Origin of the sequence: Duncaniella sp. C9 (genome assembly GCF_004803935.1) — a bacterium.
GTDB classification, from domain to species: Bacteria; Bacteroidota; Bacteroidia; order Bacteroidales; family Muribaculaceae; genus Duncaniella; species Duncaniella muris.
This window is the reverse complement of the sequence record NZ_CP039547.1, coordinates 1,304,588-1,318,157: the sequence shown is the minus strand read 5'-3', so window position 1 is coordinate 1,318,157 and position 13,570 is coordinate 1,304,588. Positions and strand designations below refer to the sequence as shown.

Annotated in this window: 10 protein-coding genes and 1 pseudogene; 5 read left to right on the top strand and 6 right to left on the bottom strand. The window is 54.2% G+C overall.

Annotated elements, in window-relative coordinates:
* Positions 1-107 precede the first annotated feature (107 nt).
* The 3 genes and pseudogenes from E7745_RS05320 to E7745_RS05310 all read left to right on the top strand — a co-directional run bounded on the left by E7745_RS05320 (position 108) and on the right by E7745_RS05310 (position 4,378).
* On the top strand, positions 108-2,534 hold the full coding sequence (locus E7745_RS05320; protein ID WP_136408447.1) for a glycoside hydrolase family 2 TIM barrel-domain containing protein: 2,427 nt from the start codon (positions 108-110) through the stop codon (positions 2,532-2,534).
* A 103-nt stretch (positions 2,535-2,637) separates the two neighbouring features.
* Positions 2,638-3,389: pseudogene (locus E7745_RS05315) on the top strand (alpha/beta hydrolase); the annotation flags it as partial.
* A gap of 71 nt (positions 3,390-3,460) precedes the next feature.
* A complete protein-coding gene (locus E7745_RS05310; protein WP_240740390.1) occupies positions 3,461-4,378 on the top strand; it encodes a tRNA-dihydrouridine synthase family protein in 918 nt (305 codons plus the stop codon).
* Between the two features lie 525 nt (positions 4,379-4,903).
* Here E7745_RS05310 and E7745_RS05305 read toward each other — a convergent pair.
* From E7745_RS05305 to E7745_RS05280, 5 genes are all read right to left on the bottom strand, one after another.
* Positions 4,904-5,806, bottom strand: coding sequence for a hypothetical protein (locus E7745_RS05305; protein ID WP_137426196.1), 903 nt, complete (start codon positions 5,804-5,806; stop codon positions 4,904-4,906).
* Positions 5,807-5,814: 8 nt separating this feature from the next.
* On the bottom strand, positions 5,815-6,234 hold the full coding sequence (locus E7745_RS05300; protein WP_136408444.1) for a hypothetical protein: 420 nt from the start codon (positions 6,232-6,234) through the stop codon (positions 5,815-5,817).
* Positions 6,235-6,289: 55 nt separating this feature from the next.
* A complete protein-coding gene (locus E7745_RS05295) occupies positions 6,290-7,381 on the bottom strand; it encodes a hypothetical protein (protein WP_136408443.1) in 1,092 nt (363 codons plus the stop codon).
* Positions 7,382-8,554: 1,173 nt separating this feature from the next.
* Positions 8,555-9,259: a LytTR family DNA-binding domain-containing protein gene (locus E7745_RS05285; RefSeq protein WP_123400381.1), complete on the bottom strand. Its 705-nt coding sequence runs from the start codon at positions 9,257-9,259 to the stop codon at positions 8,555-8,557.
* The gene (locus E7745_RS05280; protein WP_107031812.1) at positions 9,256-10,284 is read right to left on the bottom strand and encodes a sensor histidine kinase; all 1,029 of its coding nucleotides are present in this window, start codon (positions 10,282-10,284) and stop codon (positions 9,256-9,258) included. The genes E7745_RS05285 and E7745_RS05280 overlap by 4 nt, the downstream gene beginning before the upstream one ends.
* A 209-nt stretch (positions 10,285-10,493) precedes the next feature.
* On the opposite strand from E7745_RS05280, the gene E7745_RS05275 reads away from it, so the two are divergent.
* Positions 10,494-11,813, top strand: a complete 1,320-nt coding sequence (locus tag E7745_RS05275; RefSeq protein WP_123400391.1) for an exo-beta-N-acetylmuramidase NamZ domain-containing protein — start codon at positions 10,494-10,496, stop codon at positions 11,811-11,813.
* 75 nt (positions 11,814-11,888) lie between these two features.
* Positions 11,889-12,734: an ATPase gene (locus E7745_RS05270; protein ID WP_123400383.1), complete on the top strand. Its 846-nt coding sequence runs from the start codon at positions 11,889-11,891 to the stop codon at positions 12,732-12,734.
* A 270-nt stretch (positions 12,735-13,004) separates the two neighbouring features.
* Here the strand turns inward: E7745_RS05270 and E7745_RS05265 are convergent, their stop codons facing one another.
* Positions 13,005-13,562, bottom strand: coding sequence for a 5-formyltetrahydrofolate cyclo-ligase (locus E7745_RS05265; RefSeq protein WP_123400385.1), 558 nt, complete (start codon positions 13,560-13,562; stop codon positions 13,005-13,007).
* Positions 13,563-13,570: the final 8 nt, after the last annotated feature.

Here is a 13,570-nt window from a genome sequence, read left to right as displayed (position 1 = left end):
GCCGATGGCCGGAGGCTGTAAGTTTGTGATTTTTTGTGTAACTTTACGCTCTCGAAACCCCAGGCCCCCACATGAGGCTGCACAAACATCACATTCAGTAACTTGCCATGAAACATAAACTTCTTTCGGCCCTCCTTGCATTCACCCTGACCACCCCCGTATTTGCCGCGGACTCAGGCCGGACGGTCGAAAACTTCAATTTCGGCTGGAAATTCCATGCCGGTGACACCTGCGGAGCGCCCGACCGCTCTTTCAACGACAGCCGGTGGACACCCGTCAGCCTTCCCCACGACTTCCAGATCTCACAGCCCTGGGTAGCGCCCGCGGCCGACGAGAAAGCCGACATGACCAACTCGGCCGCCAACACCCGCAGCCGCCTCAGCGCCCGCGCCTTCAAGGAAATGGGCGCCGGATGGTATCGCAAGACCTTCAAGGCCGACCCCGCATGGAAAGGCCGCAGAGTCCTGCTTGACTTCGAAGGCATAATGCTCACCGGCGATGTCTACTTCAACGGATCGCGCGTAGGCGGCACTGACTACGGCTATCTCGGATTCGAAGCCGACATCACTCCGCTCATCGACTTCGACGGCGACAACATTGTGGCCGTGCGAGCCGACACCGGCAAACCCGAAAACTCCCGCTGGTACACCGGCGGCGGTCTCTACCGCAACGTCAATCTGATAGTCACAGATCCCAGGCTACATTTCACACGCCATCCCCTCCGCATCACCACCCCCGATGTCAGCGACAGCAGTGCATCGGTGGTCATCGACGCCGAACTCACCAACGCCATCAAGGACTACAAGGAAATCCGTGTGCTCGCAGAGATCACCGATGCCGACGGACAGACAGTCAGCTCACGCACCCTGACCCTCCCCTTCAACCGCCGTCAGCGCACCAACGAATACCGCGTCGACAGCCTGCGCATAGCCTCCCCGCGTCTGTGGGACTGCGACTCGCCTCACCTCTACACCCTAAGCCTCACCCTCTTCGCCCCTGACGGGAAAGTGGCCGACCGCATCTCCGAGACCTTCGGCATCCGCAGCATTGAATACTCCCCCGACTTCGGCTTCCGCCTCAACGGCAAAAAACTGCTCCTCAAAGGCATCGCCAACCACCACACGCTCGGTGCCCTCGGAGCCGCAGCCTACCCGGCAGCTATCGAGAAACGCATCAGACTGCTCAAGGACTTCGGGTTCAACCACATCCGCTGCTCCCACAACCCCTACAGCAAACAGTTCATGGACCTCTGCGACCGCTACGGCATCCTCGTGGTCGACGAACTTTATGACAAATGGACGCGCCAGAACGCCGGAGGCCGCAAGGAATGGATGGAACAGTGGCCCGTCGACCTCCCCGAATGGGTCAGACGTGACCGCAACCACCCCTCGGTAATCATGTGGAGTCTCGGCAACGAGCTCCAGATGCTCTGGAACCTCCCCTTTGCCGACTGGGGCGTCACACCATACCGCCTGCAGAAAACCCTTCTAAAGCGCTACGACACCACCCGACCCCTGACCGTGGCCATGCACCCCCGCTACCGCGACGTCAACACCGACTCCCTCCCCGCCCCTCTGGCCCTGGCCACCGACATCGCCTCTTATAATTACAGATATATGTATTTCCCCGGCGACAGCCGCCGATTTCCAGGAATGATTTTCTACCAGAGCGAGGCCAACACATCCGGCATGGGCCCGAATTTCTACGAAATGGACCTCGACCGCGTGGTAGGTCTGGCCTACTGGGGCATGATCGACTATCTCGGTGAATCGGCCGGATGGCCCGCCAAGGGCTGGACCCAGGGCATATTCGACATCTCGCTCGAGCCAAAACCCATAGCCTGGTTCCTGCGAAGCATTTTCAAGCCGGAAGAACCGGTGGTCCACATCGGAGTCATCGACAGTGACGAGCAGCTCATGTGGAACGACGTCCAGGTAGGCACTCAGAAACTGTCCGACCACTGGAACCGCACCCCCGGAAGCAGCCTGACGCTCTACACCTTCACCAACGCCGATGAAGTCGAGCTGCGCCTCAACGGCAAAAGCCTCGGCCGCAAGCGCAATGCCGTAGCCGACCCCAAAACCCGCAACCGCATTGTCTGGGAAAACATCCCCTACAGCCACGGCTATCTCGAAGCCATAGCCTACCGCGACGGGCAGGGCCGCCCCGTAACCATCCACCGCATCGAGACAAGCGGACGCGCCTCCCGCCTCACCGCCACCGCCGACAACCCCTCATGGAAAGCCGACGGCATGGACCTCCAGCACGTACGCATCGAAGCCATTGACAGTCACAAGCACCGCGACCCGCAAGCCTCAGCCCCGCTGACATTCAGCGTTGACGGCCCGGCCGAAATAGTCGGAGTGATCAACGGCGACCTCTGCAGCCACGAACTCTCAACCGGCAACACCCGCAGCCTCCACAACGGCACCGCCACCGTGATACTCCGCTCCACCGCCACACCCGGCCCGGTAACCCTCACCGCATCCTCGCCTGAATACAAAGACCTCAAAATCCGCCTCACAAGCAAATAACAACCGGCAACAGATCAACCCACACCTATTTATATCTAACACGTTTATATCTAACACGCTCATGAAACTTTCATCCCATATCCTCGGCCTCGCCTCAGCCATCATGCTCGGCACCGCACTCCCCTCAGCCGTCAGCGCCGAAAACCGCGTCATCGAAATCAGTTCCCCCAACATGCGTGTCTACCTCCCTGACACCGCCAAAGCCACCGGCCGCGCCGTAGTGGCCCTCCCCGGAGGAGGCTACTCCCACCTCGCCCTCAACCATGAAGGCCATGACTGGGCACCATTCTTCAACGAACGCGGCATAGCCTACGCCGTCGTAGCCTACACAATGCCCAAAGGCGACCGCAGCCTCCCCATCGGCGACGCCTGCAACGCAGTAAAACTCCTCCGCGACAGTGCCGGAGTCTGGAACCTCGACCCCGCGCAGATCGGCATAATGGGCTCATCGGCCGGCGGCCACCTCGCATCCACCGTAGCCACCCACGCCACGGCCGAATCGCGCCCCGATTTCCAGATTCTCTTCTATCCCGTCATCACAATGGACAAGGCCTACACCCACCGCGGATCTCATGACAATCTCCTCGGTAAAGACGCAGATGAAACTCTTGAAACAGAATACTCAAACGAAAAACAAGTCACTGCCGAAACACCCCGCGCCTTCCTGATCCTCAGCAGCGACGACCGTGCCGTCCCCCGGCCAACTCCGTCAACTACTACACCGCCCTCCGGGCCAACGGCATCCCCGCCGCCATCCACATCTACCCCACCGGCGGCCACGGATGGGGCTTCCGCGACTCCTTCAGCTACCACGACCAGGTGCTCGACGAACTCAGCGCCTGGCTCAAAAGCTTCTGATCCACAAGCAAGTCTCCCCCCGATCTCACACAATGCCTGCAACACCCCCAACCGGCGGCTTCCGTCTCATGGCCGCACCGCTTCAGGGCTACACAGAGGCTCCCTTCCGCCATTTCCATGCCGAAATCTATGGCGGCGGGGAGTCTCTGACCTACTTCTCACCATTTCTGCGCATCGAGAAAGGTAGCGTCCGTCCGCGCGACCTGCGCGACATCACCTCGCCCCTCAACGCCAACCACCGGCTCATCCCCCAGATCATCTTCCGCGACGCCACCGAATTCCGCACCCTGACATCAGCCGTCCGCAGCGCCGGCCACAGCCATCTGGACCTCAACCTCGGCTGCCCCTTCGTCCCCCAGGTCCGCAAAGGCCGCGGAGCCGGACTCCTCAGGCAGCCCGACCTGCTCCGGGAGATAGCCGGCATAATGACCGCAGACTTCCCTGACATCACATTCTCCGTCAAAATGCGCCTCGGCATCACCGACCCTGACGAATGGCAAAGCCTCATGCCGGCCATCAGCCTCATGCCCCTGAGCCACCTAACCGTCCATCCGCGCACAGCCTCGCAGCAATACAGCGGACAGCTCCATCTCCGCAGCTTCGAAAGTCTCGCCGCCGCCTGCCCCCACCCCATAATCTTCAACGGCGAGATCACCACACCGCAGCAGATCGACCACCTGCGTCAGCTCTACCCCACGCTCTCAGGCATCATGCTCGGACGCGGCCTCCTGCGCCGACCCTCCCTCATAGCCGAATGGAACTCCGGAAGCGAATGGACTCTCGCCGAAATCCGCAGCCACCTGCTCCGCCTCCACGAAGCCATCCTCGACCACTACACCCGCACCCTCAGCGGCGACACCCAGATTCTATCGAAAATCAAACCCCTCTGGGACTACTTCGCAGACAGCTTCGACCGCAAAACCATCAAAAAACTCCTCAAATCCCCAACCCTCCCCCTCTACCGCCAAAACCTCCCCCCGGCATAGCCTGAATCAATCCGCCCGCATCCGAATTGCCTCGACACAACCCACGCACATCCGACCCGCCAATCAACCAACGCGCGTCCGGAGGACGCAGATTTACTCGTAGCCCGTGACACCGCACCGCACAGCGCAAAGGTGTCACGGGGAAAAAACACCCACCACAAAAAAGTGTCCGGAAGGACACTGATTTACCATCGTCATATCATAACGCATACAAATTGACGTGCACATCCCGTCCGGAACCGTAAACCGGTGTCCTGACGGACACCACATTCTTGCCTGACATCCACTACCCCCGACACCTTTGCGCTTTGCGCACGGTGTCGGGGGCTACGACTAAATCGGTGTCCTGCGGACACCCGCCACCCCCGCCCCTGCCTCGGAGAGGCTGGATAACAAACAAAAAACAGGACTGATCCTGCCAAAGCAAGAATCAGCCCTGATTTTAAACCGTTATCCCTAAGAATCGGGAATTATCGCATGTGCACTTTCATTGTACACATGCGAATATAACGTCTCATACTTTTATTAATAGACGGTTACACGTTCATATGTGATCGTGCCTTCCGTTTTCGAATAAAGCAAATCTTTATAATACCATCCACTCTGATAATCAACGACCAATACATTTGCATCAGATGATTTTATCTTGAACCATTCAAAACCTCCATATGAAGCTCCTGGTTCCCATCGGTTATCATATCCGAAATCTCCACCCGAAAGAGCGGAAATCGGTTCATCATGATTAAAATATACTGTATTATAGGAGTTTGACATAAACGAATCAAATTTATTGTCATTTGAAACCGGAGTCTGCGACAGATAAAGATATTGGTAATTTAGATGGTCTGTTCCATACTCAGCCTTTGAGGTCCAGTCTTCTCCATATATATCTTCATCAGTATCAGGATCAACACCTATAAAGCTCCTGCTCCTCAAAATACCGGAAAAGCTTTTTACCTTCCAATATCCATACTGTCCTGAGAATCGTTTAGCCTCCATAGGTGAGGACCGTTTCCAGACAAACGTCTTTTCTATACCGACGTTTCTCGCGGAAAACTGATCGCTGCCATTAAACGTCACGTTTTCATGAATTCCCCAAGCCACAACCTCAAATACGCTTTTATAGCTAATTTTAAACCAGTTAAGATCTGGAGAATATTCCCATGTTCCGTTATCCGTTTCCCTGAAGTCCATAACACAAGGATTGGTTTTGCATGTATAGGCCGTTACAGAAGCACTGTTGTTTGAATTCAGATCAACGATAGTCACAACAGGCCGCCCGTTGTCATCAACAGTTTCAATACGCCAGGTACCTACAAACTTTTCATCTGAGCCTCCGGCTACGCCAGGCTCATCATTCTTTGAATCAGAGCATGAAACCAGAGCAAAAGTCGTCGCTATAAGCAGAGTCAATAGCAAATTTCGCATAATCCTGTTTATTTACGGTTGAAGGTTAAAGATACACCCCAGCTATTCATCAGACTGTTTGTCCATGACATTTTATTTTCGCCTGAGAAAGTCATGGTTATAACACTTTGGCCCCATGCATTCGCAAAGTTACTGTTTGACGGAACTGAAAGTTTATCACCGGTAACGGTATATTTTCCGCTTGCCTTAGACTCCTTCTGCCCTCCTACCACAAGATAATCCGTGTAGGTCCCGTCAGCGGAAAGTGTGACAAAAAAAGTATCATCGCCATCCGATCCCTGCCAGGAGCCCACAAATGTTTTGCCTTCATAAATACCCGGTTCATCTGAACTGTCTTTGTTGTCACTGCATGCAGCAAAAGCAAAACATGATACCAATACAACGAAAAGTGTTGCAAATTTGAACTGATTTTTAATTGAAAATTTCATAATTTGTTTGTTAAAAAAAATGGTTAATATAAAAAAGATAAATTCTTCAGCGTTTTCATTGGATTTTAGACAAATATACAATGGTGGAATTAGGCATGGTGACCATCAGGCTGGAAGAAGCCGTTATCTCCATCTTGTAAACCTTTGTAGCCGGACTGCCGCATTTCCAATCCGGGAAATAGCTTGCTGTTCCTGATGTTCCTGACTCCCAGTCAACAGAAGTGAAATTGCAGGTCACGTACGATCCTGATACAGAAAAAGTTCCGCTTGCACACAACGAAATGTCACCCCATGAGCCGTATTTCCGGAACGAATTTTCGAAATATACCACGCTTCCGTCAGCCAAAAACCGAAATGTATATTTACCGTTTTTGTCCGTCCAGCCAAAAGCCGATGTCAGATTAGACTTCAGATTTGAAACTGACGGCATATCCGAACGCGTCCCCATGCGAAACTCCATCTTTGTAGTCCCCCTCTGCAGAACGAGACTCTTATCACTCAGAGTCACGACATTCCACAACGTCATCTTGATGGTCAGTGTCTTGTTGAGAGGAGCAAACGAGTAAGACCCCGTGTTGAATTCAGAGTATGAGTTGCTCCCCGGCGCGTCAAGCACGTATTCATCATACACCCCGCCAGGATAGAACGTAATGACAGTTTTCCCATCGGTTGACACCCATGTGTTCTGAAGGGTGTACAACTGGGTTTCAGGACTTTCAATCTCATTTCCGTCACCATCGGTCATAACGGAATTATCTTTTGTCAGAATGAACGTCGAAAACTGGCCTGTCGGCATCAGCCTGCCGCTTTCTATCCGGCATTCCATCTGATAGTCACCGGATAGATCGCCTGAAGTACTGGCATACGCACCTTTGCACACAAGACGTCCACCGCTTGCCGACCATGTAAAATATGCCACTGAAAAAGAATCCGGTCCTTCATACTCCATTGAACCTGTCTTGTCGGAATTCAGGCGAAGAGTTATGTTCTGATATTTCACGGCACCATTGTTTACATAACAGCGCGTGCCATACCAATTTCCGGCAAGATTGTCAGTTGCAGATTCCGGTCCATCTCCACTGCAACCTGTAGTGACTGCCAAAATGCAGACCATCAGCAATTGCACGAATGATTTGAGTCGTGTCATAACAAACATTACACCACAGGCTCCCCTCTCCGGTATCTATCAGGATTGGTTTATAAAACAAAAAAAAGCGTGAGAGCCGTACTTGTTGCCCGTTCCGCTTGTTGAGGCCTTCGCATTGCCTGGTATAGTAGAACGGACAACGCAGAAGCCTCACGCAGAATATGTGTAACAACACCGACAGCCTGCACTCTCGCGCCCGCTTCGGTGGAATATACATATCCACAAGGCATCTACTGTTGTCTCATTCCTGACTATACCATGAAGAAAGTTGCGAAGTTTCAACAAGCCAAGAAAGAGCGTCGAGTAAACGCTTTTCAGTATGTCATTGCAGAGCCGTCAGCCCTGCTGTTTTCAGCAAGCCGAATGGCAAGCCATCTTTTACGCCGACCCTCCCGCATCACCCTTGACCGGGCTTCTGCGATACGGTCTGCGGCCACAAAATTAATTATAATTTCTGAAATTTCAATAACTTCATCCAAAAACGCACCAAAAAGCCCCGGCAATGCCTCGGCACAACCAACGCATAACCCATGCACAACCCACAAACATCCCACGTATATCCCGTCCGGAACCGTAAACCGGTGTCCTTACGGACACCACATTCTTGCCTGACATCCACTACCCCCGACACCTTTGCGCTTGGCGCACGGTGTCGGGGGCTACGACTAAATCGGTGTCCTACGGACACCCGACCCCCCAATCAACCCGGATCAACCAATGCGCGTCCGGAGGACGCAGATTTACTCGTAGCCCGTGACACCGTAGCGCACAGCGCGCAGGTGTCACGGGAAAAACCACCCACCCCCAAAAAGTGTCCGGAGGACACTGATTTACCATCGTCCTATCATCTCGCCGACGGAATCTACAAAAATGGTACAAAGGTCCTGCCTATTGGTAACATACAAAAGACGCGATTAGCCTAACTTTGCACAAAAATCATCAGCCACATAGCCTTCTACGCCGGATGGCCAAAAGTCTGGGCAGCATTCCGCCTCGCAAAAGAAGTCTAGGCCGACGACACCGCCGCCGCCGACTCATGGTTCGCCCACCTCGCATTCGAGATTCCGGGCGGCGACACATCAAACATCTGGCTTGAACCCGTAGCCGACCAAGACTACAGCCGACTCCTCTGACCTGAGGGGCAGCCCGGCCCGCCCCATCCGATCAGGCATCCTACTTCTGATTCTGCAGACGCTCCGCAAGCAGAGCGCTGTACTGGCGCCCCACCGGAATGGTCTGCCCGCTGGCCAGAGTGACGCTCTGACGGCTGAAACTCCGGATCTTGTCGACAGCCACTATAAACGAGCGGTGAATCCTCAGAAACTTCTTCTGGGGAAGCATCGCTCCTATTGTCTTGAGTATCACGCGCGAGAGCGTACACGAACCGTCAGTGCGGAAAATCTTCGAATAGCCCTCCATAGCCTCGACATAGGCAATGTCAGCCAGCGGAATAGACACATTATTGTATTCCTGCTTGACCACTATACACTTGTCGGCCTGCACATGCTCGTTATAGTCAAGCTTCTTTATAGCCTTCTCCACCGCAAGTTTGAACCGGTCATAGGCAAAAGGCTTGTGCAGATAGTCTACGGCGTTGAGATTGAACCCGTCGAAAGCATAATCGAGATAGGCCGTGGTGAATATGAAACAAGCCTCCGGAGGCACCGCAGCGGCAATTTCCAGGCCGTTGATACCCTCCATCTCCACATCGAGAAACGCCAGATCGAAATCACCCTTCTTAATGACCTCGATCCCCTCGGCCGGATCGGAATAGGCCGACAGCTCTATGCCGCCGAAACGTCCACAGAATTTGGAGATGATATCCAGGGCCAGTGGCTCATCGTCGATAGCCACACATCTGAGCTTTTGACTAGTCATGAGAGTCTGATTTTTAGATCAACAATAAATTTTCCGTCCTTCTCCACGGTCTTCAGTTCGCAGGCATCCGGGAAAAGGCAGGCAAGCCGCACACGGCAGTTCTCCAGACCCACCGGAGCCTCGGTCCTGAACTCCTCAACGCGCTTGAGAATATCATTTTCAGTGTGGAATTCAAGCAAGCCCTCCTTAAGAGTGAGGCTTATGTCTATCAGGCAGTCGCGGTGGGTCGAAGTTCCGTATTTGAACACATTTTCAAGAAACGTGATCATGATCATCGGAGGGATGCGCGCGCTCTCGTCGTCCACATCGCAGCTCCATTTCACTTTGGTATGGCCGTTGAGACGCAACGACTGCAGGTCGATATAGTTACGGATATAACGTATCTCCTCGCCCAGCGCCACAGTGTCGCGGTCTACCCCGGTATAGGTATATTTGACCAGTTCGATAAACTTCACGAAAGCCGTCTCTGTGCGTTCCGATGTGCCGATGAGCATACTGTAGAGCGAGTTGAGCGTATTGAAAAGGAAATGCGGGTTGATCTGGGCCTTATAGACGGCAAGCTCGGCAGTGTTCCTCTGCAGCTCCACCTCCTTCTTGATCATCAGCTGCCGGTAAAGTTCCTGGATAAACGACATGGACAGCGCATAGCCCATCACCAGCGAGAACATCATCCACACTCCGATTGCCTTGCTGTAGTTGCGTATCTGATTGTAAAGAGCCGTCAGTGACTCGGCGTTGAACGTCACCTCCGGAAGCCTGTACTGCGTCAGTATGTAGTTGCCTATCACAAGCACCACAAGAATCACACCGATAAGCCAGTACTTTCGTTCCACAAAAAGCTTGGGAATGTTGAGCAGACGCACCGCGAAATAGTCGCCGTAGAGACAGGCAATCAGAAGCCACGTAAACCCCGGCCAGTCGGAGAGCCAGTAATAAGCCGGGCTCAGCACAATCAACAACGGCATGAATACCAGACAGAAAGTCAGATCTATGATCCGGTCTACTTTTTTCTTTAAGAATTTCATGTCACAAATTTAACACTATTCGCCATCTTCTGAAAGCCGGCCGAAAAGAAAATTAAAGGGTGTCCGGAAAACCTTTTAGAGGTCGTTTAAAAACACCTCTTATTGCATATCTCCTCCAAACTTCTTATTTTTGCAGGCTTCACGCATGAATTCCCACGGTTTTACCGAACCTGTATGCCGGGTGGAAGCGTTATAATATAATTATGAAAATGACCGGACTTCTATCAACTTTTCTGCTCGCCATAGCAGCCATAGGCTGCGGCAATACCAATTCTTCCGCAACTGCTGACTCTCAGGACTCAGACACAGCCGCTGCTACCTCCCCGGCAGTCACCGGCCACAAACCGGAAAGCCCCGCGGTGCTGCCAGGCATCGAGGTGCTCCGCCGCAACGGCTTCGAGGAACTCGACGGAATGCGAGTGGGCCTCATCACAAACCCTACAGGCGTTGACAATTCGCTCAAATCGACAATCGACATCCTTGCCGAAGCCCACAACGTCAGGCTGACTGCTCTCTTCGCCCCCGAACACGGCGTCAGAGGTGACCATGTGGCCGGAGCCAACGTGGCCAATGACACCGATCCGAAAACCGGAGTGCCCGTCTACTCGCTCCACGGTAAAACCAAAAAGCCAACCCCTGAGATGCTTCAGAACGTAGATGTGCTCGTCTATGACATCCAGGACATCGGCACCCGCAGCTACACCTTCATCTCCACTATGGGGCTCGCTATGGAAGCCGCAGCCCAAAACGGGAAGAAATTCATGGTGCTCGACCGCCCGAACCCGCTCGGCGGAAACAAGGTGGAAGGAAGCATCGCCGAACAGGGCAATTTCTCCTTTGTCAGCCAATATCCAATCCCCTACATCTACGGGCTCACCCCCGGCGAACTCGCCCGCTACCTCAACGGCGAGGGGCTGCTCAAAAGCGGCATGAAAGCCGACCTGACAGTCATACCCATGAAAGGCTGGCACCGCTCCATGACCTTCGCCGACACCGGAATGCCCTGGGTGCTCCCCTCGCCGCATATCCCCGACCCGACAACAGCCCTGCTCTATCCGGCCACAGGCATCATGGGTGAGCTTGACTACGTATCGATCGGCGTGGGCTACACCCTCCCCTTCAAACTCGCCGGCACTACATGGATCAACGCCCAGAAACTCGCCGACCGACTGACAGCTCTGAAGATACCCGGCGTTGAGTTCCGCCCTATCCACTACAAGCCCTTCTACGCCATCTTCAAAGGCGAGAATCTCCACGGAGTGGAAATCTATGTCCGCGATGCCGCGGCTGCCCCTCTGACCCTCATCCAGTTCTACATCATGCAGGAACTCGCCGCCATGTATCCCGGCCAAAAAGCATTCTCGAAAGCCACACCGGCCCGCATAAAGATGTTTGACATGGTATGCGGATCGCCAAAAGTCCGCGAACTCTTCCAGGAAAATTACAAGGTCAAAGACATGGCCGACTACTGGGACAAAGACGTGGAAGCCTTCACCGCCCGCACCGAAATCTACCGTCTCTACGAGTAATCACACCTTAGCTATATAAGTGGTTGTTTAAAAACAGCCGCCAAGTAGCTCCATATTATATCCGATAGACCGATCATGACAGTCATAGCCGATGCCGGAAGCACCAAAATAGAATGGGCGCTGCTGGGAAAAGACTCCCTGTGCCGCCTGCGCCTCTGCACCCGCGGATTCAATGCCGCCCAGTGTCACACCGACCGCCTCGTGGAGATCATACGTGAAGACGCCCCCGCGCTCCTTGGCGATGCCACGGGCTGCAGCGCCATATATTTCTACGGTGCCGGATGCATCGGAGAACGCTGCGATGAAGTGGGATCGGTGCTGAAAGCGACCTTTGCAGCAGAGACAGCCCACGTCGACAGCGACATGCTCGCCGCCGCCCGCGCCCTCTGCGGCTCCGAGCCCGGAATAGCCTGCATACTCGGCACCGGATCCAACTCCTGCCTCTATGACGGCCGCCGTATCACGGCCAACACACCACCTATGGGCTTCATACTCGGCGACGAAGGCAGCGGCGCCTCCCTCGGCAAAGCCCTCCTGACCGGCATATTCAAACGCCGCCTGCCACAGAGCGTCATCTCACTGTTCACCGACCGCTACCCGGAAGCAGACAAAGCCGAAGTCATCCGCAACGTCTACCGAGGAGAGCGCCCGGCCGCCTATCTCGCCTCATTCGCCCCCTTCCTGAAAGAGCATATTGACCTCCCGGAGATCAGCAGACTCGTCACAGATGAATTCACCCGCTTTTTCAGCATGAACATACTCGACTACGACAACGCCCGCGCTCTACCCGTCCACTTCATCGGCTCCATAGCCCACCACTTCGCCCCGCAGCTCCGCCGGGCAGCCGCAGAATGCGGACTGACAATAGGCCGCATCACCCAAGCCCCGATGGACGCCCTCATCAGCTTCCACGGCCAATAAAAATACCCGCAGGCGTCCGTAGGACACTGATTTACTTCCGCCACGTGACCGTGACATCCTCTATTCCAAGACAGTGTAACCACCCCCAATACCTCGAAGAGGCTTGCAAACATCCTTGTTTGCAAAACATGCCCGCCACACGGCCATAAGATAAAACACACCTTACCAGCCCTTTATCCACGCGACAGCACCCGCTCCCATTCACCGTTCGGTCATTTGGCCGGAGGGCTTGGAGGCGGACAGATGGAAGGGGGCATCGCCGAGGGAAAATCAATGGCGGTATTTCCTGATAACAATGTGATTGTTCTGGGTGATGACCACGTCAACCTGCACGTCATGCGGATCGGCTTCAATCTCATCAACGAGCTGAAAATCATAGGCCACACCCACTTTGCGGGCACGGCTTCCGGCGAGAAGGCGGTCGTAATAACCCTTGCCGCGGCCCACACGGTTGCCGCTGCGGTCATAGGCCACAGCCGGGACCACGATCATCTCCATCTCATCGACCGAAGAAGTGTCAGTCCCCGTAGGCTCCTCGATATGGAACGAACCGAGGCTCAGGCGCGATTCGTCATAGGGAAGAATCTCAAGATTCACTCCGTTGACTCGCGGAAGATAGAAATGCTTGCGTCCGCACCACTTTCTGATAAACGCCCGCGTTGACAATTCGTCAGGAAGCGAATGATACATCAGAATCCTGTCTGACAGCATGAATTCGGCAGTCTGTTCGAGCAGGCTGAACACCTGTTCGGCCGCCGCCTGCTTTTCCTCCTCACTCAGAAGAGTCTTGCGGGCCTTTATATTGCGCCTTATGTCATCTTTTTTCATAGTCCCGG

Coding starts and splice junctions, on each gene's coding strand:
- E7745_RS05320 (WP_136408447.1), top strand. CDS start 108: ATGAAACATAAACTTCTTTCGGCCCTCCTTGCATTCACCCTGACCACC.
- E7745_RS05310 (WP_240740390.1), top strand. CDS start 3,461: ATGGCCGCACCGCTTCAGGGCTACACAGAGGCTCCCTTCCGCCATTTC.
- E7745_RS05305 (WP_137426196.1), bottom strand. CDS start 5,806: ATGCGAAATTTGCTATTGACTCTGCTTATAGCGACGACTTTTGCTCTG.
- E7745_RS05300 (WP_136408444.1), bottom strand. CDS start 6,234: ATGAAATTTTCAATTAAAAATCAGTTCAAATTTGCAACACTTTTCGTT.
- E7745_RS05295 (WP_136408443.1), bottom strand. CDS start 7,381: ATGACACGACTCAAATCATTCGTGCAATTGCTGATGGTCTGCATTTTG.
- E7745_RS05285 (WP_123400381.1), bottom strand. CDS start 9,259: ATGACTAGTCAAAAGCTCAGATGTGTGGCTATCGACGATGAGCCACTG.
- E7745_RS05280 (WP_107031812.1), bottom strand. CDS start 10,284: ATGAAATTCTTAAAGAAAAAAGTAGACCGGATCATAGATCTGACTTTC.
- E7745_RS05275 (WP_123400391.1), top strand. CDS start 10,494: ATGACCGGACTTCTATCAACTTTTCTGCTCGCCATAGCAGCCATAGGC.
- E7745_RS05270 (WP_123400383.1), top strand. CDS start 11,889: ATGACAGTCATAGCCGATGCCGGAAGCACCAAAATAGAATGGGCGCTG.
- E7745_RS05265 (WP_123400385.1), bottom strand. CDS start 13,562: ATGAAAAAAGATGACATAAGGCGCAATATAAAGGCCCGCAAGACTCTT.